Here is a 24,671-nt window from a genome sequence, read left to right as displayed (position 1 = left end):
AGCTTCTCGTACGCTGTTGCGCGCGAAGAGTCCCCTCACGACGATCCCGTCGGCTGCCCCTCCGGCCGACACCGTCGGAACCACGACCCGTCCGGGCGAGCATGCCCTGGTCGGAAAGGACATGGTGCACTGATGAGAAGGCTGACCCGTACGGTCGCCGCCGCCGCGCTGGCGACCGCACTCGCCCTGGTTTCCGGGTGCAGCAGTGACTCGGACAAGTCCGAGGACAAGGCTGCCGGCGGCAAGGCGCTGGAGAAAGTGACCTACCTCACTTCGTTCGGCAACTTCGGGCGTGACTCGTACGCCTGGGTCGCGAAGGAGAAGGGCTTCTTCAAGGAGGCCGGCTTCGACGTCGACATCAAGCCCGGCCAGGGCACCGGGGGCGTCATCCAGGTCGCCACCGGGCAGGCCGACTTCGCCCCGATCGACCTGACCGGCGCGATCCTCGTGCTCGCCAACGGTCAGGCCAAGGACTTCGTCGCGGTGGCGGCGGTCCAGCAGCGGACCATGGCCGCCATCGCCTCGGTCGAGGGCAAGAACATCGCCACCCCGAAGGACCTCGAGGGCAAGAAGCTCGCCGACAGCCCGGCCTCCGTCGTGCGCATGCTCTTCCCGACGTACGCCAAGCTGGCCGGCGTCGACGCCAGCAAGGTGACCTGGGTCAACGGTGAGGCGCAGACGCTGATCGGCACGCTCGCCTCCGGCTCGGTCGACGGCATCGGCCAGTTCGTCGTCGGTCAGCCCACCATCGCGGCGGTCACCAAGAAGAAGCCGGTCATGCTGCCCTACAGCAACGTGATGCAGGACCTCTACGGCAACGTGCTGGTCACCTCCACCAAGCTCGCCAAGGAGAAGCCGGAGATGGTCAAGCGCTTCACCGCGGCGCTGCTCAAGGGCCTGGAATACGCGTTGGCCAACCCGGACGAGGCGGGGACGATCCTGAAGAAGAACGTCCCGGCGGCCGTCCCGGCGGCGGCCTCCGCCGAGCTTCAGCTGATGGCCGCGTACGTCCGGTCCAGCAACACCGGCACCGCGATCGGCACCGTGGACAGCGGCCGGGTGGCCAAGACCATCGCCCTGCTCCAGGGCGCGGGCGCGCTCAAGCAGAACCTCACCCCAGACCAGATCATCGACTTCAACCTGGTGCCGAAGGCCTGACCGGTCGGCTCGGACAACGGGGGTGCGCGCCCGCCGGGGTTCCGGCGGGGCGCACCCCTTCGCGTGCCGGCTCTGCGGACCGGCCGAGAGAGGAGGACACGTTGGCACAGGTGACCGGAGTCCGGCCCGATCCGTCGGCGCCGGAGGCGTCCCCGCCGCCCGCCGCCGTTCCGGCGCGGCTGGCCGTACGCCCGGCCGCGGTGGGGCTGCCGGCGCTCGGCCTGCTGATCGCGGTGGCCGCGTGGTGGCTGGTGACCTCGGGGCTGCATCTGGTCCACCCGGCGGCGCTGCCGCCGCCGCTCGCGGTCTGGCGGGGGCTGACCGCCGCCACGGACGTGCTGCTGCCGGCGCTGGGGATCACCACCGGGGTCACCGTGCTGGGCTTCCTGCTCTCGTCGGTGGCCGGCGTGCTGATCGGGATGGCGCTGGCCGCGTCCGGCCGGGTGGAGCGGATGTTCTCGCCGCTGCTGGTGGCCGTCAACGCGGTGCCGAAGATCGCGTTCGGTCCGCTGCTGGTGGTCGCGGTCGGCTGGGGGCAGAAGCCCATTCTGACCATGGTGTTCCTGCTCTGCTTCTTCCCGATCGTGCTGTCCACCGCGACCGGGCTGACCACCACCCCGGCCGACCTGGCGGAGCTGGGCCGTTCGCTGAACGCGTCCTGGTGGCAGGCCTTCCGCAAGGTGCGTTTCCCGGCCGCGCTGCCGCAGATCTTCGTCGGGCTGAAGGTGGCCATGCCGCTGGCCGCGATCGGTGCGGTGATCGGTGAGTTCTACTCGGACAAGCCCGGCCTGGGCTACCAGATCCTGCAGTACAACGGCGCCGGCGACACCCCCACCGCTTGGGCCGCCATCGTCCTGGTCGGGCTGATGAGCATCGTCCTGTACGCCGCCCTCAGCGTCCTCGAACGCCTCGCCCTGCCCTGGGTGAGAGCCACCACCTCCGCCCGCTGACCCGGCCGGCCTCCCCCAGGGAGGCCGGCCGCAGCACCGAGTCGTCCCGCACCGACCGAAGACCCGACGTCGACCGAGACCACCAAGGGACGGTCGGCGAGTGCCCACCGAAGGTGTGGCCCCGGCGCAACCGGCGCAGGGATCAAGCCTGACCGCCCGGAGCCGGTTGCGCCGGGGCCACACCCACAACAGCGACCACTACCCGGCGAGCCGCCACCGTCCACCCCGCGCCACCAGCGTGGTCAACGCCTGCGGCATCAACCCCGAGTGGTTGTCCGGCGTCATCCGGATCGGCCCGGAGAGCCCGTCGAGCTGTGAGGTTTCCAGGAAGTCCCGCAGCGCCTCCCGGTCGACGGTGCCCTGCTTCACCCCGGCCCGCAGCTCGCCGTTGGTGATGAGCTGGACCGCGTCGGCGGCGAACGAGGAGAAGCCGTTGTAGCCGCCGAAGCGGGCCGTGTACTCCTGGAACCACTGCCGCCGGGCCGCCTTGGCCGGGGTGGTGGCGATGACGTCGTCGATCACCATGGTCTGGGTGAAGATCAGGGTGGCCTTCTCGGTGGACCGGGCGGAGGCGCCGAGGAAGAGGTCGCCGGCCGCCGAGGCGTCGAAGAACAGCTGGCCGGTGAACCGGTTCTGCCGGGCGCTGGCCGCCGCGAGCGCCGCCTGCTCCGGGGGCGTCCAGAGGACCAGGGCCTGCGGTTTGCTGCCGACGAGGTCCTCGACCTGGCCGCTCACGTCGGTGTCGGTGACGCGTACCGACTCGGTGCCGACCAGCCGGATGCCGGTCTTGTCGAACTGGCGGCGCAGCGCGGTGAGGCCTTCCTGGCCGTAGCTGTCGTCGCTGCGCAGCAGGGCGACCTTCTTGACGCCGCGCCGGCCCAGCTCGACGGTGATGGCCGCGGCACTGTCGGCCGCGTTCGGGGCGAGCTTGAACACGTACCGGCGTTCGGCGACCGGTTCGGTGATCGCGCCGGCGGACGCCAGGGCGATGGTCGGAATGTGCTTCTCGCCGATGGTGCGGACGGCGCCGACGGCGCATTCGTTGCAGCCGCCCATGATGATGGCGCTGACCCGGGAGTCACTGCTGAAATCGTTGATGTTGCGCAAGGATTCGGCGGCGTCGGAGCGGTTGTCCTTCACCTTGAGGTCGATCTTCCGGGCGCCGAGTGCGCCGGACGAGTTCAACTGCTCGACCTTCAGTTCGAGGGCCCGTTGGTACACCTTGCCGAGGGCAGCGGAGGCGCCCGACAGTTCAAGGTCCGCGGCGATCACGATGTGGCTGTCGTCCTGCTGCTCCCCGCCGAACTGGCAGCCGGTGAGCGTGGTGGCCAGCACGGCCGAAGCGAGCGCCGCGATGCTCGCGGAGCGGATGGGGCTCAATTCAGTCCTCCAGGTGCGGCGCGGGCGGGGGGCCCGATCACCGCCGCTCATCCGTCCTCAGTAGAGGAACGGGATTGGTGTGCCGTACGGTGTGCGCGAAGCCTGCAAAACCTTGCCAATGCCGGGGCGTGTGGTCAAGCGGCGATGCCAGGAGCGGTTTCGGGACACCCATCCCACATGGTGGGGACACGAAACGTTAACCGGCAATTACTGCGCAGATGCGACCGACCACTCTGGAGTTACATGCCCTGTTCAGAGGCCTGCGGAAATGAAGGTATTAGTTGACCGCTGCACGGGTTGAGTCCCCGCCAACCGTTTTCGGCCCCACTGCGGCTTCCCAAACTGCATCTCGTCTGATGAAATCGCGGCCGTGCCGCGCGCGGCGCCGCCCGCCGCTCCAGGCACGGGTCGGCGGGTCAGGCGTGGAAGAAACGACGGAGGCGATGTCGTGAGCACCGGACCTACGACCCTGCCCGAGAGCGCCGGATCCGACCACCGGAACCGGCGACGGCGGCTGCCTCGGCTGCGTGACGCGCGGATCCGGTCAAAGCTCGCTCTCATCCTGGTCGTCCCGGTCGCCGCTGTCATGGCACTGGCAACTATCCGACTCGTCTCGACCGGCCAGGGCGCGTACGAGGCTACCCGGATCCGGTCGCTCACCGCGCTGTCGATCGACGTCTCGGCGCTCACCCAGGACCTGCACAAGGAGCGGATGGCGGCGGCGGCCTACCTGGTCGCGCCGGACCAGAAGCCGGACGACTACAACCTGCGGGTCCGCCGCACCGACGAGCGGATCGCCGCGTACCGCGAGGAGCGGGGGCGGATCGGCGAGGTGCCGGCGTCCGTGCGGACCCGGCTGAAGGTCATCGAGGACCACCTGGGCACGCTGAACGGCACCCGGCAGGAGGTGCTGGACCGGCAGCAGATGCCGGTGGCCGAGGCCAGCCTGCGCTACGGCATCATCCTCAGCGACCTCGTCGCGTACGGCGACACCCTGGCCCAGCAGCCCGGCGCCGAGCGCATCGCCGACGCCCGTCGCGCGGTGGCCGCGTTCTCCCACGCGAAGGCGCAGGTCGCCCAGGAGCAGGCGGTAGCGTTCACCGCCCTCGCCTCCGGCCAGCTCGACGAGGAACAGTTCTCCTCCCTGGTGGCCACCCTGACCGGCCAGCAGGAGGCGCTGCTGACGTTCTCCCGGGCCGCCGAGCCGGCGCAGCGGTCCCTGGTGGACGGCACCGTCTCCGGTGACGCCGTGCAGCTCGCCGACCGGGTCGCCAACGACCTGTCCCGCTCGGTCAACCAGGCCCCGCTGGTGAGCCGGAACGACGCCGCCGAGGCGATCGGCGCGGTCAACGACCTCATGCGCTGGGCGGAGATCCAGCTCCAGGACCAGCTGCTCGCCGACGCCGACGACGTCCGCAGCGACGTCATCCGGCAGGCCGTGGTGGAGAGCCTGCTCGTCCTGCTCACCCTGATCGTCGCCGTCACCCTGGCGGTCGTGCTGGCCCGCTCGCTCAACGAGTCGCTGCGCCGGCTGCGCGAGGGCGCGCTGGCGGTGGCGAACCACGACCTGCCCGACGCGGTGGGCCGGCTGCAGAACGTCAACGCGATCGGCGACGGCGGCGTGGACGAGATCGTCCAGCAGGTCCGCGACCCGATCAAGCTGACCAACCGCGACGAGATCGGCCAGGTGGCGGCGGCCTTCAACGTGGTCCACCGGGAGGCGGTCCGGGTGGCCGCCGAGCAGGCCGCGCTGCGGACCAGCGTCTCGGCGATGTTCCTCAACCTGGCCCGCCGCTCGCAGAGCCTGGTCGACCGGATGATCGGCGAGCTGGACGCGATCGAGCGCGGCGAGGAGGACCCGAAGCGCCTCGCCCAGCTCTTCGAGCTCGACCACCTGGCCACCCGGATGCGCCGCAACGACGAGAACCTGCTGGTGCTGGCCGGCGCCGACTCGGCCGTGCCGCGCCGCGAGGACGCGCTCCTGGTGGACGTGCTGCGCGCCGCCCAGTCCGAGGTCGAGCTCTACAACCGGATCGAGTTCGGCACCGTCGACACCGACATCTCGGTCGCCGCGCACGCGGTCAACGACGTGGTCCGGCTGGTCGCCGAGTTGCTGGACAACGCCACCCGGTTCTCCCCGCCGAACACCACCGTGGTCGCCGACGGCCGGCGGATCCGCGACTACGTGCTGATCCAGGTGGAGGACCGCGGCCTGGGGCTCAGCGACGAGCAGCTGGACTCGCTGAACCGCCGGCTGGCCGCGCCGCCCACGGTCGACGTGGCCGCGTTCCGGCTGATGGGTCTGGCCGTGGTGAGCCGGTTGGCGTCCCGCTACGGCATCCGGGTGGAGCTGCGGCGCAATGTCGAGGGCGGCACCGTCGCCCAGGTGACCCTGCCGAACTCCGCGGTGGTGCTGCCGGCCAACCGGGGTCCGGCCCCGCTGAGCCGGTCGCGCCAGCCGCTCGCCGTCGAGCCGTCGCCGCTGAGCCAGCTGGGCGCCGGGCCGGAGTCGCTGGCCGGTGCCGGGCGCGGCGGCACGGCGACCCTGACCGACCAGTGGCGCAGCGCGGCCCCGCCGGCCCGTTGGCAGGCCGGCGCCGAGGCGCGGGACACCGGCCCGGCCGTACAGCTGGGCGGCGCGACCGGGGCGATGCCCAGCCTGCCGACGATGCCGTCGGCCGTGCCGGTGGCGTCCGCGCCGCCCGCCGCGGCGCCCCCCGTCTCGGGGGCCGGCTACGCGGCCGGTGGGTCGGGCCACGGGTATCCGGCGCGGGACCCGCTGCCGAAGCGGAGCCCCGGGGACCTGGCGGACCAGGCCTCACTGGCCCCGTCGACCTACCAGCCGGCGGGCTACCCGCCCGCCCCGGCGTACCAGCCGGCCGCCATGGCGCCCGCCGTCGAGACGGCCCCGGCCACCCCGACGGTGTCCCGGCCGGAACGGCCGGCCGAGGCGCCGATATTCCGGGAGATGGAGGCCGTCTGGTTCCGCTCCCACGGCGAGGACGAGACGACCATCTTCGCCCGTCCGGCCTTCGACGAGCCGCCCGCCGGGCCGGCCCAGCCGGCCGCCGCGGCCACCCCGCCGCCGCTGCCGACGCGTACCCCCGGGGCCCAGGCCGCGGGGTTGACGACGCCACCGCCGTACACCCCGCCGCCGGCGCCGGCCGTGCCCCCCGCCGCGGCGCCGCCGCCCGTGCCGGCCGCCGCCGCGCCACCGCCGGCGCCGCCGGCCACCGACCCGGGAGCGTGGCGGACCGCGGCCGACGAGGGCTGGTCGCGGGCCAGCCGGGCGGCGGAGCCCGCCGACGGCGGCACCACCCGCTCCGGCCTGCCCAAGCGGGTGCCGCAGGCCCAGCTCGTGCCCGGCGGCATCGAACCCAAGGGTGGCCGGGCCCAGACCCGGCGCACGCCGGACGAAGTACGCGGCCTGCTGTCCGCCTACCACCGCGGTGTTCAGCGGGGTCGGACGGCCGGCGCGGACCTGAACAGCACCTCGACCAAGGAGACGAACCGATGAACAGGCCAGCGGCCATGCAGGACATGGGTTGGCTGCTCACCAACTTCGCCGACAGCGTGGCGGGCATCGCCCACGTGGTGGCGGTGTCCGCGGACGGGCTGCTGCTCGCCTCCTCCCGGGACCTGCCGGCCGACCGGGCCGACCAGCTCGCCGCGATCACCTCCGGCGTGGTGAGCCTGACCGAGGGTGCCGCCCGGATGTTCAGCGCCGGGGGTGTGCTCCAGACGGTCATCGAGATGGACAGCGGATACCTCTTCCTCATGTCCATCAGCGACGGCTCGTCGATGGCGGTGCTGGCGGCCCGCAGTTGCGACGTCGGCCAGGTGGGCTACGAGATGGCGCTACTGGTGGAGCGGGTCGGCCAGGCGCTGTCCCCGCTGCCGAGGGACGCCGTCCGGTCCTGATCGGCGCGTCCGTGTGACTGGGTGATCCGGAGCCGGCCGGCTCCGTACGGAGGGAGGTGATCGCGAGATGGAACCACGGCGGGATCCACGTGGGGCGCTGGTGCGTCCGTACGCGGTCACCCGGGGCCGGACCGAACCGTTGCAGAACATCGCGCTGGAGGCGGTGCTCTCCGGCTCCGCCACCCAGGTGGCCGAGGCGCGGTTCGCCGGCCACGACAAGTACCGCATCGCCTCGGTCTGCGAGGGCCGACCGCAGTCGCTCGCCGAGATCGCCGCGTATACCCGGATGCCGCTGGGCGTCACCCGGGTGCTGGTCGCCGACATGGTGGCCGAGGGCCTGTTGACGCTACACACTGCCGCTCCCGCCACAGGGTTCGCGGCGCGGATGAACCTGCTTGGAAGGGTGCTAAGTGGACTTCGCGAACTATGACCCCGCCGGGGCGAACCGCAGCCGGGAGATCATCTCCGCGAAGATCGTGATCGCGGGCGGCTTCGGCGTGGGCAAGACGACCATGGTCGGTGCGATCTCCGAGATCCAGCCGCTGACCACCGAGGCGCTGATGACCGCGGCGGGCGTGGGCATCGACGATCCGTCGAAGGTGCCCGGCAAGGAGACCACCACGGTCGCCATGGACTTCGGCCGGATCACCATGGCCGAGGACCTGATCCTGTATCTCTTCGGCACGCCCGGCCAGACCCGCTTCTGGTTCATGTGGGACGAGATCATCCGGGGTGCGGTGGGCGCGGCCGTCCTGGTCGACACCCGCCGGATCACCGACGCCTTCGCCCCGCTGGACTACTTCGAGAACCGCAACCTGCCGTACGTGGTGGCGTTGAACCGGTTCGACGGCGCCCCGCACTACGAGGTGGAAGAGGTCCGCGAGGCGCTGGCCATCTCGGCGGACGTGCCGCTGGTGATGTGCGACGCGCGGCAGCGCGACTCGGTCAAGCAGGTGCTGGTGACCGTCGTCGAGCACGCCATGCTCCGCCTCCAGGCCGAGCACGGCTTCGCGACCCCGGTCGGCTGAGCGGCCGGCCGGGCAGGCCCCGCCCGCTCAGTCGACCCGGAGCCGGTAGCCCCGCTTGACCACCGTCTGGACCACCCGGGGGGCGGCCAGCCCGACCCGCAGCCGGGCGACCGCCATCTCCACCGCGTGCTCGTCGGCGCCCCGGGGGAGGGTACGCAGCAACGCGGTGCGGGACAGCACCTTCCCGGGCGACGCGGCCAGCGCCCGCAGCACCGCCATCGGGGCCGGGGCGAGCGGCCGCAGCTCGCCGTCGACCACGGCCGCGTGCCCGCGCAGGGTCAGCAGGTGCCCGCCGGCCTTCACGGTGACCGTGCGCCGGGGCAGTTCGTCGACGATGGTCCGGACCAGGGCGCCGAGGCGGGCCCGGTTCGGCGCGCTGACCGGCACCCCCCGCCGCACCAGCGGCTCGGCGGTGACCGCGCCGACACAACTGGCCAGCACATCCCCGCGCAGCGCCGCCAGCACCGTCTCGGTGCGGTCCCCGGCCGCGCGCAGCAGCGCCTCCGCGGCCGGCGCCGAGGTGAAGGTGACCGCGTCCACCAGCCGCCCGGCGACCAGGTCGATGAGCCGGTGCAGCGGGGCCGGGTCGGTGGGTGGGGCCCACCGGTAGACCGGCACCTCGATCACCGTGGCGCCCGCCGCCTCCAGCGCCTCGGTGCACTCCGGCTGCCGCTCGCCGTGCAGCTGCATGGCCACCACCTTGCCGGCCACCCCCCGCCGGACCAGGTGGTCGATCACCTCCTCGCAACTCTCCGAGGCCGGCGACCAGTGCTCGCGCAGGCCGGCGGCGCGGATCGCGCCGGTCGCCTTGGGGCCGCGGGCCACCACGTACGACCGGCCGAGCACGCCCCGCAGCGGCTCGGCCAGCCCCCACCCCTCGGCCGCCTCCAACCAGCCGCGCATGCCGATGCCGGTGTTGGCCATCAGCACGTCCGGCGGCTGGTCGAGGCAGGCCCGGGTGGCCTCGCGCAGCTCGGTGTCGTCGGTGAGCGGCACGATCCGCAGCGCCGGGGCGAGCACCACCCGCGCGCCGCGCCGTTGCAGCAGCGCGGCCAGCTCGTCGCGCCGCCGGTCGGCGGTCACCCCGATGGTGAAGCCGGCCAGTTCGTCCCGCATCACTCCTCCGGTCGCAGCCGCACCTCGACCAGCCCGTCGCGGCAGCGCGCCTCGTGCCGCCGCAGCGTCACCCCGGTCAGGTCGAGGCAGCGCCCGGTGGTCAGGTCGTAGACCTGCTTGTGCAGCGGCGAGGCGAGCGTGGGCAGCCCGCCCCGGCTGCCCACGATGCCCCGGGACATCACGTACGCGCCGCCGACCGGGTCCAGGTTGTCCACCGCGTACAGCTCGCCGCCGGTCCGGAAGAGGGCCACCTGCACCCCGTCCACCAGCGCGGCCACCCCACGGTCGGGGTCCAACCGGTCCAGCGGGCAGACCGCCGTCCAGCCCCGGGTCGCGGTCCGGCTCATCGTCGCCACGGTCATCGCGTCACCTCGCTGAAGTTCCACGCCGCGGCCGGCCGCCGCGGCGTACGTCTGGCTGATCGCCGGCTCACCGGCGTACCTCCGGCAGGCCGAGCGCGACGGGCTGGGCGCGGCGGTCGGCGGCCGGGTCCGACGGCGCCCCGCGCGCCGGCACCGGCTGGCCGCGCTCGACGGCGAAGGTGATGGACGGGTCGGGCACCTCGGGCGCGTTGACGAACGAGGTGAAGCGGCGCAGCCGCTCCGGGTCCTCCAGCACGTCCCGCCACTCGTCGGAGTACGACGCCACGTGCCGGGCCATCGCCGCGTCGAGTTCGGCGCAGAGCCCGAGCGAGTCGTCCACGATCACCGCCCGCAGGTGGTCCAGGCCGCCGTCCATGGCCTCGATCCAGGCGGCGGTGCGCTGCAACCGGTCGGCGGTGCGGATGTAGTACATGAGGAACCGGTCGATCAGCGTGATCAGCGCCTCGGTGGACAGGTCGGTGGCGAACAGGTCGGCGTGCCGGGGGCGGAAGCCGCCGTTGCCGCCCACGTAGAGGTTCCAGCCGGTCTCGGTGGCGATGATGCCGAAGTCCTTGCTGCGTGCCTCGGCGCACTCCCGGGCGCAGCCGGAGACCGCCGACTTGAGCTTGTGCGGCGCGCGCAGCCCCCGGTAGCGCAGCTCCAACGCGACGGCCAGCCCGACCGAGTCCTGCACCCCGTACCGGCACCAGGTCTCGCCGACGCAGGACTTCACCGTGCGCAGCGCCTTGCCGTACGCGTGGCCGGACTCGAAGCCGGCGTCGACCAGCCGCCGCCAGATCTGCGGGAGCTGCTCGACCCGGGCCCCGAACAGGTCGATCCGCTGACCACCGGTGATCTTGGTGTAGAGCTGGAAGTCCCGGGCCACCTCGCCGATCACGATCAGTTTCTCCGGGGTGATCTCGCCGCCGGGGATCCGGGGCACCACCGAGTAGCTGCCGTCGCGTTGCAGGTTGGCCAGGAAGTGGTCGTTGGTGTCCTGCAACGAGGCCTGCTCGCCGTCGAGCACGTGGCCGCTGCCCAGCGAGGCCAGGATCGAGGCCACCACCGGCTTGCAGATGTCGCAGCCGCGGCCCCGGCCGTGCTCGGCGATGAGCCGGGAGAAGGTCCGGATGCCGCGCACCCGGACGAGGTCGAACAGCTCCTGCCGGCTGGCGTCGAAGTGCTCGCAGAGCGCGGTCGACTGCTTGACCCCGGCGGCGTCGAGGAGCTGCTTGAGCATCGGCACGCAGGAGCCGCAGCTGGTCCCGGCCCGGGTGCAGGCCTTGAGCGCCGGCACGTCGCCCGCGCCGCCCGCGATGGCCGCGTCGATGTCGGCGCGGGTCACCGCGTTGCAGGAGCAGACCTGCGCGGCGGCCGGCAGCGCGCCGGCCCCGGCGCCGGGACCGCCGGCCGGGGCCAGCAGCGCCAGCGGCGGCGCCGGCAGCGGCCCGCCGACACTGGCCCGCAGCGTCGGGTACGCGCTCGCATCCCCGACCAGCACCCCGCCGAGCAGCGTCCGCGCGTCGTCGGAGAGGACCAACTTGGCGTACGCGCGGGTGGCCGGGTCGGTGAACGTCACGTCGAGGCAGCCCGGGGTGGTGCCGTGCGCGTCACCGAACGAGGCCACGTCCACGCCGAGCAGCTTCAGCTTGGCGGCGGTGTCCGCGCCCGGGAAGGTGGCCGCCCCGCCGAGCAGCCGGTCGGCGACCACCTCGGCGGTCGCGTACCCGGGGGCGACCAGGCCGTGGCAGGTGCCGTCCACCGCCGCGCACTCGCCGACCGCCCAGATCCGCTCGTCGGCGCTGCGGCAGGTCGCGTCGACCAGCACCCCGCCGCGCGGGCCGAGCGGCAGCCCGGCCGCCCGGGCCAACTGGTCCCGGGGCCGGATGCCGGCGGCGACCACCACCAGGTCCGCCTCGACGGTCCGGCCGTCGGCGAGCACCAGCGCGCCGACCGTGCCGTCCGGGCCGGGGCGCAGCGCGCTGGTGGCCACCCCGAGGTACGGGGTGACGCCCAGCTCCTCGACGTAGCGGCGCAGCATCGCCCCGCCGGCCTCGTCCACCTGCACCGGCATCAGCCGGGGCGCGAACTCCACCACGCTGGTCGCCAGGCCGAGCAGGCGCAGCGCGTTGGCCGCCTCCAGGCCGAGCAGCCCGCCCCCGATCACCGCGCCGGTGCGCCGGCCCGCGGCGTGCGCCCGGATCGCGGCCAGGTCGTCCAGGGTGCGGTAGACGAACACGCCCGGCAGGTCGGTGCCGTCGACCGGCGGTACGAACGCGGACGAGCCGGTGGCCAGCACCAGCGCGTCGTACGGGTGCTCGCCGGCCCCGGTGACCACCACCCGCCGCGCCCGGTCGACGGCCAGCGCCGGCTCGCCCAGCCGCAGCTCCACCCCGTCGTCCGGGGTGTGCAGGTTCAGCTCCTCGGCGCTCACCCCGTCGAAAAAGGCGGAGAGCCGCACCCGGTCGTACGCCGGTCGCCGCTCCTCGGCGAGCACCGTCACCCGCCACCGCCGGTCGTGGTCCCGGGCGCGCAGCGCCTCGACGAAACGCTGCCCGACCATGCCGTTGCCGACGACCACCAGCCGCCCGCCACCGGCGCCGGCATCCCGCTCGCTCATCGCGTCCCCTCCACTCGTGTTCCCTGCCCGGCCGGCGGCATGCCGTCGCGCCGGCCCGATCCGGGCGGGCGGGCAGCGCCGGCCGCGCGTCGTCGCGCCACCGGCTCCGCCCGCCCGCGCGGCCTGTTCATCGCGCCGCCACCGGATCCGCCTCGGCGAGCCAGCCGGCGATGCCGGCCACCGCGTCCCGGCAGCCGCCACAGCCCGTGGTGGCGCGGGTCGCCGCCGCCAGCTGTGCGACCGTCCGGGCGCCGGAGCGCCAGCACGCCACCAGCGCGCCCTTGCTGACGTCGTTGCACTGGCACACCGTGGCCGCGTCCGGCATCAGCGCCGGGGACGTGGCCGGGCTGGCCGCGGTGGCCCCGAACGCGCGCCCGAGCAGCAGCGACCGCCGGTCCGCCGGCACCGGGGCGCCCCGGTCGAAGAGCTGCACCACCGTGCCCACGGCCGGGTTGTCGCCGAGCAGGATCGCGCCGGTCAACCGCTCGTCGCGGATGCGCAGCCGGGCGTACGTGCCGCGGGCCGGGTCGGCGAAGGTCAGCTCCTCGACCGGCCCGCCGTCGGCCGGGGCGTCGGCGGCGTCGCCCATCGCGGCGAGGTCGATGCCGGCCGCCTTGAGCCGGGTCACCACCGGCCGGGGCCGGTACCGGGCGAGCGGGTCACCGCCGGCGAGCACCTCGGCCACCACCCGGGCCTGCGCCCAGGCCGGGGCGACCAGCCCGGTCAGCGTCCCGCCGTGCTGGGCGCAGTCGCCGATCGCCGAGATCCGCGGGTCGCTGGTCCGCATCCGGTCGTCCACCACCACGCCCCGCTCCACGGCCAGCCCGGCGGCCGTTGCCAGCGCGGTGTCCGGGCGCACGCCGCAGGAGAGGACCAGCAGGTCGGCGGCGAGCGGGTCGCCGTCGGCGAGGTCCAGGCGGACGCCGTCGGCGTCGGCGGCCACCCCGGTCGCCAGCACCCCCAGCCGGGTACGCACCCCGAGGGCGGCGAGGGTGCCGGCGAGCACCGCCCCCGCCGACGGGTCGAGCTGCCGTTCCATCAGGTGCCCGACGGGGTGGACCACGGTCACCGCCAGCCCTCGGGCGGCGAGCCCGCGGGCCGCCTCCAGCCCGAGCAGCCCGCCACCGAGCACCAGGGCGCTGCGGGCGCCCCGGGCGGCGGCGAGGATCCGCCGGCAGTCGTCCAGGGTGCGGAACGGGACCACCCGCTCGGGCAGCGGGTCGAGCCCGGGCAGCGGCGGCACCAGCGCCCGGCTGCCGGTGGCCAGCACCAGGTGGTCGTAGCCGATCCGTTCGCCGTCGGCGGTGCGTACCTCCCGGGCGGCCCGGTCGATCGCGGTGACCGCGGCGCCGGTCCGGACGTCCACGCCCTGCCCGGCGACCTCGGCCAGCTCCACGTCCGGCTCGTCGATCTTCCCGGCGAGCAGCGTGGAGAGCATGATCCGGTTGTACGCCCGGTGTGGCTCCGCGCCGAGCACGGTGACCTTCCGGTCCCCGTCCCGGGCGTGCAGCTCGGCGGCGAGCCGCGCGCCCGCCATCCCGTACCCGACGATCACGACCTTCATGGCTTCTCCACCCTGACCGCGCAGATCTTGAATTCCGGCATGCCGGAGACCGGGTCGACGGCGTCGTTGGTCACCGAGTTGGCCCGGGCCGCGCCCGGCCAGTGGAACGGGGCGAACACCGTGTCCGGCCGGATCGCCGCGCTGAGCCGGGCCGGGGCCCGCAGCTCGCCCCGGCGGGAGACCACCCGCACCTCCTCGCCGTCGGCCACGCCCAGCCGCTCGGCCAGGTCCGGGTGCAGCTCGACGAAGCCGCCCGGGGCGGCCCGGCGCAGCGCGGCCACCCGCCGGGTCTGCGCGCCGGACTGGTACTGGGCGAGCACCCGGCCGGTGGTGAAGTGCAGCGGGTAGTCGCCGCAGACCGGCTCGGCGGCCGGCCGGTGGGTGACCGCCCGGAACCGGGCCCGCCCGTCCGGGGTGGGGAACCGGTCGGCGAAGAGCCGGGGCGTGTCCGGGGCGTCGGGATCCGGGCAGGGCCAGAAGACGCCGCTGTCGGCGTCGATCCGGTCCCAGCTGATGCCGGCGTAGTCGGCCGGACCGCCGGCGGACGCCCGGCGCAGCTCCGCGAAGACCAGGCGCGGGTCGGTCGGGAAGGCCGTCTTCGGCGCGTCCAGCCGGTCGGCGAGGGCGGCGAGCACGGCCAGGTCGGTGCGGACCCCGGGCGGTGGTTGGTGCAGCGCCCGGCGGCGCAGCACCCGTCCCTCCAGGTTGGTCATCGTGCCGTCCTCCTCGGCCCACTGGGCCACCGGCAGCACCACGTCGGCCAGCTCGGCCGTCTCCGAGCGCAGGAAGTCGGCGACCACCAGCAGGTCCAGATCGCGCAGCCGGGACTCGACGCGGGTGGCGCGGGGGGCCGAGACCACCGGGTTGGAGCCGAAGACCAGCAGCGCCCGGGGACCGTCCGCGGTGCCCAGCGAATCGAGCAGCTGGTAGGCCGGCACGCCGGGCCCGGGCAGCGTCGCGGGATCCACCCCCCAGACCCCGGCGACGTGCGCGCGGGCCGCCGGGTCGTCGATCCGCCGGTAGCCGGGGAGTTGGTCGGCCTTCTGTCCGTGCTCCCGGCCGCCCTGCCCGTTGCCCTGGCCGGTGAGGCAGCCGTACCCGGAGCCGGGGCGGCCGGGCAGGCCCAGGGCGAGCGCCAGGTTGATGAACGCGGTGACCGTGTCCACCCCCTTGGCGTGCTGCTCGGCGCCCCGGGCGGTGAGGATGATCGCGCGGTCCACGGTGGCCAGGGCCCGGGCGGTCGCCTCCAGGTCGGCCACCGGTATCCCGGAGAGGCGCTCCACCTCGGCCGGCCAGTAGCCGGCCACGGTCCGCCGGACCTCGTCGAAGCCGGTCGTCCGGTCCGCCACGTACGCCCGGTCGAGCCAGCCCTCGGTGAGCGCGATGTGCAGCAGCGCGTTGGCCACCGCCAGGTCGGTGCCGGGCAGGGGTTGCAGGTGCAGGTCGGCCTGGCGGGCGGTGGCGGTGAGCCGGGGGTCGACCACGATCAGCCGGCCGCCCCGCTCGCGCTGCTCGGCGAGGTGGCGCAGCAGCGGCGGCATGGTCTCGGCCGGGTTCGCGCCGACCAGCAGGAGGGTGTCCGCCCGGCCGAGGTCGGCCAGCGGGAAGGGCAGGCCCCGGTCGACGCCGAAGGCGCGCAGTCCGGCCGCGGCGGCCGAGGACATGCACCACCGTCCGTTGTAGTCGATGTGCCGGGTCCGCAGCGCCACCCGGGCGAACTTGCCGAGGGCGTACGCCTTCTCGTTGGTCAGCCCGCCGCCGCCGAAGACCGCCACCGCGTCGGGCCCGTGCCGGTGCTGGATCGACCGCAGCCCGGCGGCGATCCGGTCCAGCGCCTCGTCCCAGCTGGCCGGCCGCAGCGCGGCGCCGGGCCGGTCGCGCAGCAGCGGGGTGGTCAGCCGGTCCGGGTGGTCGAGCAGTTCGGCGGCGGTCCAGCCCTTCTGGCAGAGGCCGCCCCGGTTGGTGGGGAACTGCCGGGGGGTCACCTCGATCCGGCGGCCGGTCTGGCGCAGCACCATGCCGCACTGGAGGGCGCAGTACGGGCAGTGGGTGGCCGCCTCCCGGGGCTGCGCCTCCGGTCGCGTCGCCACGCGTGCACCCTCCGTCATGTCCGAAGAGCGTGCCGGTGGGCGGTTTCCGGTCCGGGTCCCTTCTGTTTCGGTCCTGTCAAGAGCGGCTCACACCGCACGGGAGTGACGGACCGGCCCGTCGGGTCTAGAATATGGGAAACCTGCCTCGGAATATGGGAGGCACGCGATGGATGTGGCCGACGCGTTCGACGCGGTGGCGGGCAGCTACGACGAGGCGCGGCGGCGGCTGGTGCCGTGCTTCGACACCTTCTACGGCACGGCGGTCGAGGTGGCCGCGCCGCCGCTGCGGGCGGCGCTCGCCGCCGGGCGTACCCCCGAGGTGCTGGACCTGGGTGCGGGCACCGGGCTGCTCTCCCTGCTGCTCACCGCGGCGGTCCCGGGGGTGCGGCTGACCCTGCTCGACGCCGCGCCCGGGATGCTGGCGGTGGCCACCGGTCACCTGACCGCCCGCGGCGTGCCGCACCGGACCGTGCGCGCCGACCTGACCGACCCGCTGCCCGCCGGCCGCTACGACGCGGTGGTCTCCGCGCTGGCCATCCACCACCTCGACGACGACGGCAAGCGGGCGCTCTACCGGCGGGCGGCGCAGGCGCTGCGGTCCGGCGGGGTCTTCGTCAACGCCGAGCAGGTAGCCGGCCCGACCCCGGCGCTCGACCGCCGGTACGACGAGGTGTGGACCGCCCAGATCACCGCGCTCGGCTCCGACGCCGAGGAGATCGCCGGCGCCCGCGAGCGGATGCGGCACGACCGCCCGGCGTCGGTGCCGGACCAGCTCGACTGGCTCCGCGAGGCCGGCCTGGCCGACGTGGACTGCTTCTTCAAGGCCTGGCGCTTCGCGGTCCTCGGCGGCCGCCGCCCCTGACGGCGCCCCGCCCGAGTCCGCAGCCCGGGCCCGCAGCGCCCGGCCGGGCCCGGGCCGCGGTGTCCGGTTCGGCGACGGGTGCGAGCGGGGATGACTGGCGGTCATACCGATGGGTAATCTGTCCGGCATGACCGCCAAGGTGACGTTGTCGTTCTCCGACGAGACGATCGAGGAGGCGCGCCGGTTCGCCAAGCGGGAAGGGCTCTCCCTCTCCGCCTGGATGGACCAGGCCGCCCGGGAGAAGGCGCTGCGCGAGGTCTTCACCGCGCACGCCGCGGCGCTCGGCCGCGCCGGCCTGGACCTGGAGTCCGCCGCGTTGGCCGACGCCCGGGAGGCCGCCATGGTCGACGACGCGCTCTTCGGCGGCGGGGGACCGCGTGCTGCGTAGGGGCGAGATCTGGCGCATCTCCGGCGCCCGGGAACGGCTCGGACTGGTGATCAGCTCCGACGTCTACAACTCCACCGAGGTGCCGATCGTGATAGTGGCCGAGGTGGTCGAGGAGTCACTGCTGCGCGACTCGCCGCTCGCCGTGGCGATGGGCGGCTACGTGGTGATGCCCGACCGGCTCTCGTCCCCGATGAAGAAGTGGTTCACCGAGTGCGTGGACGTGGCCGACACCGAGACCATGCGGCGGGTCGGCCGGGCGCTGCGCATCCTCCAGGAGATCTGAGCCGCTTCACGACCGCCCCGTGGCGGACGTGCGATCTCCGTTTCCGGGCCGACGCCCGACGGGCACGGCCGGGAAACGGCCGGTTCCTAGCGTCCCCCTCGTCGCCGACGAGGAGGAGCCGCCGTGAGCACGCTCGTGTCCCCCCGCACCCCGGCACCGGCCGCCGCCGGCCGCCGGGTCCCGATCACCGAATGGCACCCCGAGGACCCCGAGTTCTGGGCGACGACCGGCGCGCCGGTCGCCCGCCGCAACCTGTACGTCTCGATCTTCGCCGAGCACGTCGGCTTCTCCGTGTGGAGCCTCTGGTCGGTGATGGTGCTCTTCCTCGGCCCGCAGTACGGCATCGACCCGGCCGGGAAGTTCCTGCTCACCGCCGTGCCGGCCGCGCTCGGGGCGGTGCTGCGGCTGCCGTACACGCTGGCCGTGGCCCGCTTCGGCGGGCGGAACTGGACCATCGTGAGCGCCCTGCTGCTGCTGGTGCCGGCGGTGCCCATGGCGGTGCTGATCGAGCCCGGGGTGTCGTACGCCACGCTCATGGTGCTGGCCTGCCTCACCGGGGTGGGCGGGGGCAACTTCGCCTCCTCGATGGCCAACATCAACCTGTTCTTCCCGGAGCGGCTCAAGGGCCGGGCGCTCGGGCTCAACGCCGGCGGCGGGAACCTCGGCGTGCCGGCCGTGCAGCTCGTCGGGCTGGCGGTGCTGGCCACCGCGGGCGCCGCGTACCCCCGGCTGGTGCCGGCGGTCTACCTGCCGCTGATCGTGCTCGCGGCGCTCGCCGCGGCGCGCTGGCTGGACAACATCCCCGGGGCGCGCAACGAGCCGGGCGCGCTGCGCGCGGCCGCCCGCGACCCGCACACCTGGGTGATGTCGCTGCTCTACATCGGCACCTTCGGCTCGTTCATCGGCTTCGGGTTCGCCTTCGGGCAGGTGCTCCAGCTCCAGTTCCACGACCGGTTCCCGACCCCGGTCGACGCCGCCTGGCTGACCTTCCTCGGGCCGCTGATCGGCTCGCTGATCCGGCCGCTCGGCGGCCAGCTCGCCGACCGACTCGGCGGGGCCCGGATCACCTTCTGGAACTTCGTGGCGATGGCCGCCGGCGCCGGGCTGGTGCTCTACGCCGCCCGGGACCGCTCCTTCCCGCTCTACCTGACCGGCTTCCTGGCGCTCTTCGTCTTCTCCGGGATCGGCAACGGGTCGACCTACAAGATGATCCCGGCGATCTTCCGGGCCCGGGCGACGATCGAGGCGGAGCTGACCGGGGACCGGGCGGCGGCCGACCGGCGGGCCCGGCGGCTCTCCGGGGCGCTGATCGGGATCGCCGGTGCGGTCGGCGCGTCGGGCGGGGTGCTGGTGAACGTGGCCTTCCGGCAGTCCTTCCTCGCGGCCGGCACCGCCGACGCCGCCTACCTGGCCTTCATCGGCTGGTACGCGCTCTGCTTCCTGGTGACCTGGGCGGTGTACCTGCGGCCGGGACGGCGTAAGCTGGCCGGCGTGTGACCTCCGCCATGGGAAAGGCGCAGGCCACGCGGGGTGACACCCCGTTTTGACCTGCCGCCCGGCGGCCGGGTATCGTTGCCTGCTGTTGTACGACATTCAGAGGCGTGCCGCATCAGGTACGCTTGGTCGTTCGTGCGCGCTGGTCCGGCCGGGAGCCCTGGTCACCTCGGCGCGCGACCCCAGACCGACGACGAGACAAGGTAGACCTGTGCGTACGTACAGCCCGAAGCCGGGTGAGATCGAGCGTCAGTGGCACGTCATCGACGCCTCTGATGTCGTGCTGGGCCGCCTCGCGACCCACGCCGCCACGCTGCTGCGTGGCAAGCACAAGCCGACTTTCGCGCCGCACGTCGACACGGGCGACTTCGTCGTCATCGTGAACGCGGGCAAGGTCGCGCTGACCGGCAACAAGCGGCAGACCAAGATCGCTTACCGACACTCCGGTTACCCGGGTGGTCTGAAGCGGGTCGGCTACGAGGAGCTGCTGACCAAGCGGCCCGAGCGGGCCATCGAACTGGCCGTGAAGGGCATGCTCCCGCACAACAAGCTGGGCCGTCAGCTGCTCAAGAAGCTGAAGGTCTACGCCGGTGCCGAGCACCCGCACGCCGCGCAGCAGCCGGCGCCGTTCGAGATCAAGCAGATCGCGCAGTGAGCGCGGGCGAAGGAAGCAGCATGACCGACATCACCGCCACCGAGGTTGCCCCTGAGGCCACCGAGGCGCCGGCGCCCGTCGCCCGCGCGCCTCGTGGCGACCGCCCGATCCAGACCGTGGGTCGGCGCAAGGAGGCCATCGTCCGGGTCCGCATCGTCCCCGGCACCGGCAAGATCACCTGCAACGGCCGCGACCTCGAGGCCTACTTCCCGAGCAAGGTGCACCAGCAGCTGATCAAGGATCCGCTGGTCACCGCCGAGAAGCCCGAGGCCTTCGACGTGATCGCCAACCTGCGGGGCGGCGGCACCACCGGCCAGGCCGGCGCGCTGCGCCTGGCCATCGCCCGGGCGCTGATCGTGAGCGAGCCGGACGACCGCCCGGCCCTGAAGAAGGCCGGCTTCCTGACCCGTGACGCCCGGGTCAAGGAGAGCAAGAAGTACGGCCTCAAGAAGGCCCGCAAGGCTCCTCAGTACTCGAAGCGCTGATCACCACCAGCGCCGTGTACTTCTGACGGACGGCCGGGTCCGCCTCCCCACCGCGGGAGGGGGACCCGGCCGTCCGTTTTCCTCTCCCTCAACGGCAGTTCCATCGGAGGTTGGCGGGTATGGGCCGGTTGTTCGGCACGGACGGCGTACGCGGGCGGGCGAACGCGGATCTGACCCCGGAGTTGGCACTGGCGGTGGCGGTCGCCGCCGCGCACACGCTGGCCGAGTCGGACCGGAGCCATCCGCCGCTCGCCGTGGTCGGGCGGGACACCCGGGCCAGCGGCGAGATGCTGGAGGCCGCCGTGGTGGCCGGGCTGACCAGCGCCGGCGCCAACGTGGTCCGGGTCGGCGTGCTGCCCACCCCGGCGGTGGCGTTCCTCACCGCCGAGGCCAAGGCCGACCTGGGCGTGATGCTCTCCGCCTCGCACAACCCCATGCCGGACAACGGGATCAAGCTCTTCGCCGCCGGCGGACACAAGCTGCCCGACGAGATCGAGATGCGGATCGAGGCGGCGGTCGAGGCGAACGCCACCACCGCCTGGGAGCGCCCGATCGGCGCCGGGGTGGGGCGGGTGCACGACCTGCTCGACGGCGCCGACCACTACGTGCAGCACCTAGTCGGGACCGTGCCGCACCGGCTGGACGGGATCAAGGTCGTGGTCGACTGCGCCAACGGCGCCGCCGCCGAGGTCGCCCCGGTGGCGTACCAGGAGGCCGGCGCCGAGGTGATCGCCATCCACGCCGAGCCGGACGGCCTGAACATCAACGACGAGTGCGGCTCCAACCACATCGACGCGTTGCGCGCCGCCGTGGTCGAGCACGGCGCGCACCTGGGCATCGCCCACGACGGCGACGCCGACCGCTGCGTCGCGGTCACCGCCGACGGCGACGAGGTCGACGGCGACCAGGTCATGGCGATCCTCGCGCTGGCCATGCGGGAGGCCGGCGAGCTGACCCGGGACACCCTGGTCGCCACCGTGATGAGCAACCTCGGCCTGCGGCTGGCCATGTCCGCGCAGGGCATCCGGCTGCTCGAGACCAAGGTCGGCGACCGGTACGTGCTGGAGGAGCTGCGCGCCTCCGGCCTGGCGCTGGGCGGCGAGCAGAGCGGCCACATCGTGATGCCGGCGCACGCGACCACCGGCGACGGAGTGCTCACCGGGCTGCACCTGATGTCCCGGATGGCCGCCACCGGCAGGTCCCTCGCCGACCTGGCCGGCGTGGTCACCAAGCTGCCCCAGGTGCTGATCAACGTGCCGGTGGGGGACCGCACCGTGGGCGCCGCCGCGCCGGCCGTCCGGGCCGAGGTGGAGCGGGCCGAGGCCGAGCTGGGCGAGACCGGCCGGGTGCTGCTGCGCCCGTCCGGGACCGAGCCGCTGGTCCGGGTGATGGTCGAGGCCGCCACCGAGGCCGCCGCCCGCTCGGTGGCCGAGCGGATCGCCGCGCAGGTCCGCACCGCCAGCCCGGTCGCCTGACCGGGTTCGGCGTCACTCCTGCGCCAGCAGCTGTGCGGTGGGCAGCCGGCGCAGCAGCTGGGCGGGGATGAGCGCGGCCAGGCAGGTGATCAGCACGCCGGCCAGGGCGGCCAGGAGGGCGGCGGCGACCAGGGCGGCAGGCAGCTCGCCGACGAGCCAGGCCGCGCCGGCGAGCCCGAGGCCGGCGCCGGTGAACGCGCCGAGGCCGCCGAGGAACAGGGCCTGGTAACCGACGAGGCGGGTGAGGGCGCCGTCGGTCCAGCCGGTGGCCTGCAGCGCGGCCAGCTCGGTGGCGCGGTCCCGGACATCCAGGTACAGCACGTCGGCCACGGCGGCCGCGCCGAGGAGCACGGTGGCCACGGCGGCGAGGGTGTCCGCGCCGCGTACGTCCAGCGACACCGTGTCGCCCAGCAGACTGCCGACGATCGCGCCGCGGAAGGCGTAGGTGACCGCGCTGACCAGGGTGAGTGAGGTGACGCCGATGGCGAGGGCGGCGCCGCCGAGCAGGGTGCGTGCGGGCACGCGGGCCAGGTTGACCAGGGCCATTCCGGCGATGGTCCGGGTGCGGTGGGCGCGGAGGGCGCCGGCCACCGGCGGGCGCAGCGCGGCGGCGGGGTGGGCGCGGGCGGCGCGCAACGCGGGTGTCAGCCCCGCGACCACGGCCAGGAGCAGCGCCACCGGTACGGCGACCAGCGCCCGTTCCCACTCGACGTGGATGCCGAGGGCCCGGCCGAGCGGGACGGCGAGGCCGACGCCGAGCAGTCCGGCGGCCAGGCCGAGCGTGGCGACCTCGCCGAGGACGAGCGCGCCGATCCGGCGGGCGGACCAGCCGAGGCAGGCCAGCACGGCGAGTTCAGCACGGCGGTCGCGGACCGCGGCCGTGACGGCGTTGCCGAGGAAGAGCGCGCAGACCACGAGGACCAGCGCGAACAGGACGGCGCTCTTGCGGTCCACGGCCTCGGTGATGACCGAGGCGACGCCGAGGGCGGACCAGTTCTCGGCCAGCCGCAGGTCGGGGCGGCCGAACGTGCCGGCGGGCAGGTCCACGGTCTGCGGCGCGGGAGACGAACCAAGGGTGATGTCCACGTCGAGGCCGGTGGTGGCGGCGATCCGCTCGGCGATCAGGCGGACCCGCTCGGCCGCGCGGTCGTTGTAGCCGTCCACGTCGGCCACCCGGACCCGGATCGCGCTGATCGGTGCCTTGCGCTGCCGGGCGGGCGCGGCGACCAGCAGTTCCGGGACGCTGACCAGGTTGGTGAGCAGCAGCGGCGGCGCGGAGAGGTAGCCACCGGGGCTGCCGTTGGGCAGTAGCGGCCGGTCACCCAGGGCGCGCCGGCTGTGGTCGTCGCCGCCCTCGACGGTCGGCGGCTCGTACGTCTCCAGCGGGACCCGGGACAGGTCGTCGAACCCCGTCAACCGGAGCGGGTCGAACGTGCCGACCGGGCGCCAACTGGGGGCGAGGGCGTTGTCGCCGATGCTCGTCGGCACCTGGCTGAGCGGCCGGAACGACCGGTCGTCGGCGAGCCAGGACCGCTGCCGCCGGATCACGAACTCGGAGCCGTAGACCGACGGGTCGACCGGGACGGTCCGCGGTCGCAGGACGCCGTCCGGTCCTGCGTCGTAGTCGACCGGGCCCGCCTGCACCAGGAGGTCGAGCACGCCGCCGCAGCACTCCCCGGGGCGTTCGATCAGCCGCCGGACGTCCCCGAGGTAGCGGTCGGCGAAGTCCTCCCGCCCGCTGCCCGCCGGGGTGCCGGGGAGCGTGGCCAGGGCCGCCCCGACCCGGTCTGCCGGCAGGCCGGCTATCCGGGACGGGACGAGCTGGCGGTACGTCGCCGTGACCGACCCGTCGACGAACGGACGGCTGGTGGCGAGGACGGGGAACTCGGTGGCCCGGCCCCAGTCGGGGTAGTCCACCCGGGCCGGCCGGCGATCCGGCGGCAGTGGCGTGCCGTCCTGGATCGCCCCGGTCAACCCCACCAGCCGGTCCTCGGCCACCGGGTCGACGGCGGCGAGCAGCAGCGCGACACTGATCCCGACCGGAAGCAGCAGCCGGTCGCTGGGCGCCGGCGGCTTCCCCCGCCGGGCCGTGCCGTACTCGAATCGTCCGTCCGGCCGCAGGTGGGCCGCGCTGAGCGAGGTCATGTCGAGTTCGGACATGGTCGATCCGGCCGCGCCGTCGGTCGCCACGGCCAATGGGTCGCAGACCGGCAGCGAGCGTCCGTCCGGTTGGATCTCGCGCGGGACCGCGTACTCCCGGCCGCAGGCGTCGAGGGGGTGCTCGCTGCCGTCGGTGTACCGCTGCTTCGGGCCGGGCGGCCGGGAGAAGTCCGGAAAGATCAACGGCCGTTTGGTCAGGTAGAGGTATCGGGGTTTCGCCCGCCCGACGGATCGGCCACGGTCCGCGTCGAAGGCCAGGTCGACCCGGATGACCTGCCGGTCCAGGGACGGGTCGATCGCGTCGGTGAGGTCGAGCGAGCCGCCGACGATCTGGTCGGCGTGGCCGAGCATGGCGATGGGCGCGGCCACCTCGATCCCGGGCAACGCCTTGACCTGGTCGTACTGCGCCGTCGTGATGCCGCCGAAGAGTCCGGAGAGGTAGTTGGGCCGGACCAGCCCGCGCTGCGCCTCCAGGGGCGTACGGCTGCCCGCGGGACGGACGAGGATGTCGTAGGACGCGCGGGTGTGCCGTTCGAGACTTCCTTTCACGGCGAGCCGCGAGGTGGTGGTCGCCTCGGTGAGGACGACGAAACCGGTGGTGGCCACCAGGACGCCGGCCAGCAGTGCCACCGAACGACCGGCGCGCCCACGAAGCTGCCGCCAGATGAACCGGAACATCC

Annotated in this window: 20 protein-coding genes; 13 read left to right on the top strand and 7 right to left on the bottom strand. The window is 74.1% G+C overall.

Annotated features, from left to right (window positions below; translation table 11 throughout):
- Positions 1-132 precede the first annotated feature (132 nt).
- Together AB0I11_RS06220 and AB0I11_RS06215 are read left to right on the top strand one after the other, a co-directional pair.
- Positions 133-1,158 (top strand): ABC transporter substrate-binding protein, encoded by a 1,026-nt coding sequence (locus tag AB0I11_RS06220; RefSeq protein WP_357314238.1) that lies wholly within the window; start codon positions 133-135, stop codon positions 1,156-1,158.
- Positions 1,159-1,337: 179 nt separating this feature from the next.
- The gene (locus AB0I11_RS06215) at positions 1,338-2,108 is read left to right on the top strand and encodes an ABC transporter permease (protein WP_357314463.1); all 771 of its coding nucleotides are present in this window, start codon (positions 1,338-1,340) and stop codon (positions 2,106-2,108) included.
- A gap of 198 nt (positions 2,109-2,306) precedes the next feature.
- On the opposite strand, the gene AB0I11_RS06210 is transcribed toward AB0I11_RS06215, so the two are convergent.
- A complete protein-coding gene (locus AB0I11_RS06210; RefSeq protein ID WP_357314235.1) occupies positions 2,307-3,488 on the bottom strand; it encodes an ABC transporter substrate-binding protein in 1,182 nt (393 codons plus the stop codon).
- A gap of 448 nt (positions 3,489-3,936) precedes the next feature.
- Here AB0I11_RS06210 and AB0I11_RS06205 point away from each other — a divergent pair, with 448 nt between their 5' ends.
- From AB0I11_RS06205 to AB0I11_RS06190, 4 genes are all read left to right on the top strand, one after another.
- Positions 3,937-7,005, top strand: coding sequence for a sensor histidine kinase (locus tag AB0I11_RS06205; RefSeq protein ID WP_357314233.1), 3,069 nt, complete (start codon positions 3,937-3,939; stop codon positions 7,003-7,005).
- Entirely contained in the window at positions 7,002-7,409 is a 408-nt protein-coding gene (locus AB0I11_RS06200; protein WP_046567138.1) for a roadblock/LC7 domain-containing protein, read from the top strand. Before AB0I11_RS06205 ends, AB0I11_RS06200 begins: the two co-directional genes overlap by 4 nt.
- Positions 7,410-7,476: 67 nt before the next feature.
- Positions 7,477-7,839, top strand: coding sequence for a DUF742 domain-containing protein (locus AB0I11_RS06195; RefSeq protein WP_357314230.1), 363 nt, complete (start codon positions 7,477-7,479; stop codon positions 7,837-7,839).
- Positions 7,820-8,437 carry an ATP/GTP-binding protein gene (locus AB0I11_RS06190; RefSeq protein ID WP_357314228.1) on the top strand — a complete coding sequence of 206 codons (618 nt, stop codon included), beginning with the start codon at positions 7,820-7,822 and terminating at the stop codon, positions 8,435-8,437. The genes AB0I11_RS06195 and AB0I11_RS06190 overlap by 20 nt, the downstream gene beginning before the upstream one ends.
- 27 nt (positions 8,438-8,464) lie before the next feature.
- On the opposite strand, the gene AB0I11_RS06185 is transcribed toward AB0I11_RS06190, so the two are convergent.
- The 5 genes from AB0I11_RS06185 to AB0I11_RS06165 form a co-directional block, all read right to left on the bottom strand.
- Complete coding sequence (locus tag AB0I11_RS06185) at positions 8,465-9,553, bottom strand: uroporphyrinogen-III synthase (protein WP_357314226.1); 1,089 nt, start codon at positions 9,551-9,553, stop codon at positions 8,465-8,467.
- Positions 9,553-9,915, bottom strand: coding sequence for a nitrite reductase small subunit NirD (nirD, locus tag AB0I11_RS06180; RefSeq protein ID WP_357314224.1), 363 nt, complete (start codon positions 9,913-9,915; stop codon positions 9,553-9,555). Before nirD ends, AB0I11_RS06185 begins: the two co-directional genes overlap by 1 nt.
- A 67-nt stretch (positions 9,916-9,982) precedes the next feature.
- Complete coding sequence (gene nirB / locus AB0I11_RS06175) at positions 9,983-12,535, bottom strand: nitrite reductase large subunit NirB (protein WP_357314221.1); 2,553 nt, start codon at positions 12,533-12,535, stop codon at positions 9,983-9,985.
- Positions 12,536-12,662: 127 nt separating this feature from the next.
- The gene (locus AB0I11_RS06170) at positions 12,663-14,099 is read right to left on the bottom strand and encodes an FAD-dependent oxidoreductase (protein WP_357314219.1); all 1,437 of its coding nucleotides are present in this window, start codon (positions 14,097-14,099) and stop codon (positions 12,663-12,665) included.
- Positions 14,096-16,207 carry a molybdopterin oxidoreductase family protein gene (locus tag AB0I11_RS06165; protein WP_357314217.1) on the bottom strand — a complete coding sequence of 704 codons (2,112 nt, stop codon included), beginning with the start codon at positions 16,205-16,207 and terminating at the stop codon, positions 14,096-14,098. The genes AB0I11_RS06170 and AB0I11_RS06165 overlap by 4 nt, the downstream gene beginning before the upstream one ends.
- Before the next feature lie 148 nt (positions 16,208-16,355).
- Here AB0I11_RS06165 and AB0I11_RS06160 point away from each other — a divergent pair, with 148 nt between their 5' ends.
- The 7 genes from AB0I11_RS06160 (at position 16,356) to glmM (ending at position 21,831) form a co-directional block, all read left to right on the top strand.
- The gene (locus AB0I11_RS06160) at positions 16,356-17,051 is read left to right on the top strand and encodes a class I SAM-dependent methyltransferase (RefSeq protein WP_357314214.1); all 696 of its coding nucleotides are present in this window, start codon (positions 16,356-16,358) and stop codon (positions 17,049-17,051) included.
- Between the two features lie 127 nt (positions 17,052-17,178).
- Positions 17,179-17,439 carry a DUF6364 family protein gene (locus tag AB0I11_RS06155; protein WP_357314211.1) on the top strand — a complete coding sequence of 87 codons (261 nt, stop codon included), beginning with the start codon at positions 17,179-17,181 and terminating at the stop codon, positions 17,437-17,439.
- Positions 17,429-17,722 (top strand): hypothetical protein, encoded by a 294-nt coding sequence (locus tag AB0I11_RS06150; RefSeq protein ID WP_357314209.1) that lies wholly within the window; start codon positions 17,429-17,431, stop codon positions 17,720-17,722. The genes AB0I11_RS06155 and AB0I11_RS06150 overlap by 11 nt, the downstream gene beginning before the upstream one ends.
- A 123-nt stretch (positions 17,723-17,845) precedes the next feature.
- Positions 17,846-19,219 carry a nitrate/nitrite transporter gene (locus AB0I11_RS06145; protein ID WP_357314208.1) on the top strand — a complete coding sequence of 458 codons (1,374 nt, stop codon included), beginning with the start codon at positions 17,846-17,848 and terminating at the stop codon, positions 19,217-19,219.
- A 208-nt stretch (positions 19,220-19,427) separates the two neighbouring features.
- A complete protein-coding gene (gene rplM, locus AB0I11_RS06140) occupies positions 19,428-19,871 on the top strand; it encodes a 50S ribosomal protein L13 (RefSeq protein ID WP_357314205.1) in 444 nt (147 codons plus the stop codon).
- 20 nt (positions 19,872-19,891) lie between these two features.
- The gene (gene rpsI / locus AB0I11_RS06135; RefSeq protein WP_018784602.1) at positions 19,892-20,356 is read left to right on the top strand and encodes a 30S ribosomal protein S9; all 465 of its coding nucleotides are present in this window, start codon (positions 19,892-19,894) and stop codon (positions 20,354-20,356) included.
- A gap of 119 nt (positions 20,357-20,475) precedes the next feature.
- Positions 20,476-21,831 carry a phosphoglucosamine mutase gene (gene glmM / locus AB0I11_RS06130; protein WP_357314202.1) on the top strand — a complete coding sequence of 452 codons (1,356 nt, stop codon included), beginning with the start codon at positions 20,476-20,478 and terminating at the stop codon, positions 21,829-21,831.
- A gap of 12 nt (positions 21,832-21,843) precedes the next feature.
- Here the strand turns inward: glmM and AB0I11_RS06125 are convergent, their stop codons facing one another.
- Positions 21,844-24,669, bottom strand: coding sequence for an ABC transporter permease (locus AB0I11_RS06125; RefSeq protein WP_357314199.1), 2,826 nt, complete (start codon positions 24,667-24,669; stop codon positions 21,844-21,846).
- Positions 24,670-24,671: the final 2 nt, after the last annotated feature.

The sequence above is a fragment of the Micromonospora sp. NPDC050495 genome (assembly GCF_040655175.1).
GTDB lineage: Bacteria > Actinomycetota > Actinomycetes > Mycobacteriales > Micromonosporaceae > Micromonospora.
This window is presented reverse-complemented; position numbering and strand designations above follow the sequence as displayed.

What these genes read in the sequence shown, in the direction of transcription:
- AB0I11_RS06220 (WP_357314238.1), top strand. Translation starts at nt 133, where the DNA reads ATGAGAAGGCTGACCCGTACGGTCGCCGCCGCCGCGCTGGCGACCGCA.
- AB0I11_RS06200 (WP_046567138.1), top strand. Translation starts at nt 7,002, where the DNA reads ATGAACAGGCCAGCGGCCATGCAGGACATGGGTTGGCTGCTCACCAAC.
- AB0I11_RS06195 (WP_357314230.1), top strand. Translation starts at nt 7,477, where the DNA reads ATGGAACCACGGCGGGATCCACGTGGGGCGCTGGTGCGTCCGTACGCG.
- AB0I11_RS06185 (WP_357314226.1), bottom strand. Translation starts at nt 9,553, where the DNA reads ATGCGGGACGAACTGGCCGGCTTCACCATCGGGGTGACCGCCGACCGG.
- nirD (WP_357314224.1), bottom strand. Translation starts at nt 9,915, where the DNA reads ATGACCGTGGCGACGATGAGCCGGACCGCGACCCGGGGCTGGACGGCG.
- nirB (WP_357314221.1), bottom strand. Translation starts at nt 12,535, where the DNA reads ATGAGCGAGCGGGATGCCGGCGCCGGTGGCGGGCGGCTGGTGGTCGTC.
- AB0I11_RS06170 (WP_357314219.1), bottom strand. Translation starts at nt 14,099, where the DNA reads ATGAAGGTCGTGATCGTCGGGTACGGGATGGCGGGCGCGCGGCTCGCC.
- AB0I11_RS06165 (WP_357314217.1), bottom strand. Translation starts at nt 16,207, where the DNA reads ATGACGGAGGGTGCACGCGTGGCGACGCGACCGGAGGCGCAGCCCCGG.
- AB0I11_RS06160 (WP_357314214.1), top strand. Translation starts at nt 16,356, where the DNA reads ATGGATGTGGCCGACGCGTTCGACGCGGTGGCGGGCAGCTACGACGAG.
- AB0I11_RS06155 (WP_357314211.1), top strand. Translation starts at nt 17,179, where the DNA reads ATGACCGCCAAGGTGACGTTGTCGTTCTCCGACGAGACGATCGAGGAG.
- rpsI (WP_018784602.1), top strand. Translation starts at nt 19,892, where the DNA reads ATGACCGACATCACCGCCACCGAGGTTGCCCCTGAGGCCACCGAGGCG.
- glmM (WP_357314202.1), top strand. Translation starts at nt 20,476, where the DNA reads ATGGGCCGGTTGTTCGGCACGGACGGCGTACGCGGGCGGGCGAACGCG.
- AB0I11_RS06125 (WP_357314199.1), bottom strand. Translation starts at nt 24,669, where the DNA reads ATGTTCCGGTTCATCTGGCGGCAGCTTCGTGGGCGCGCCGGTCGTTCG.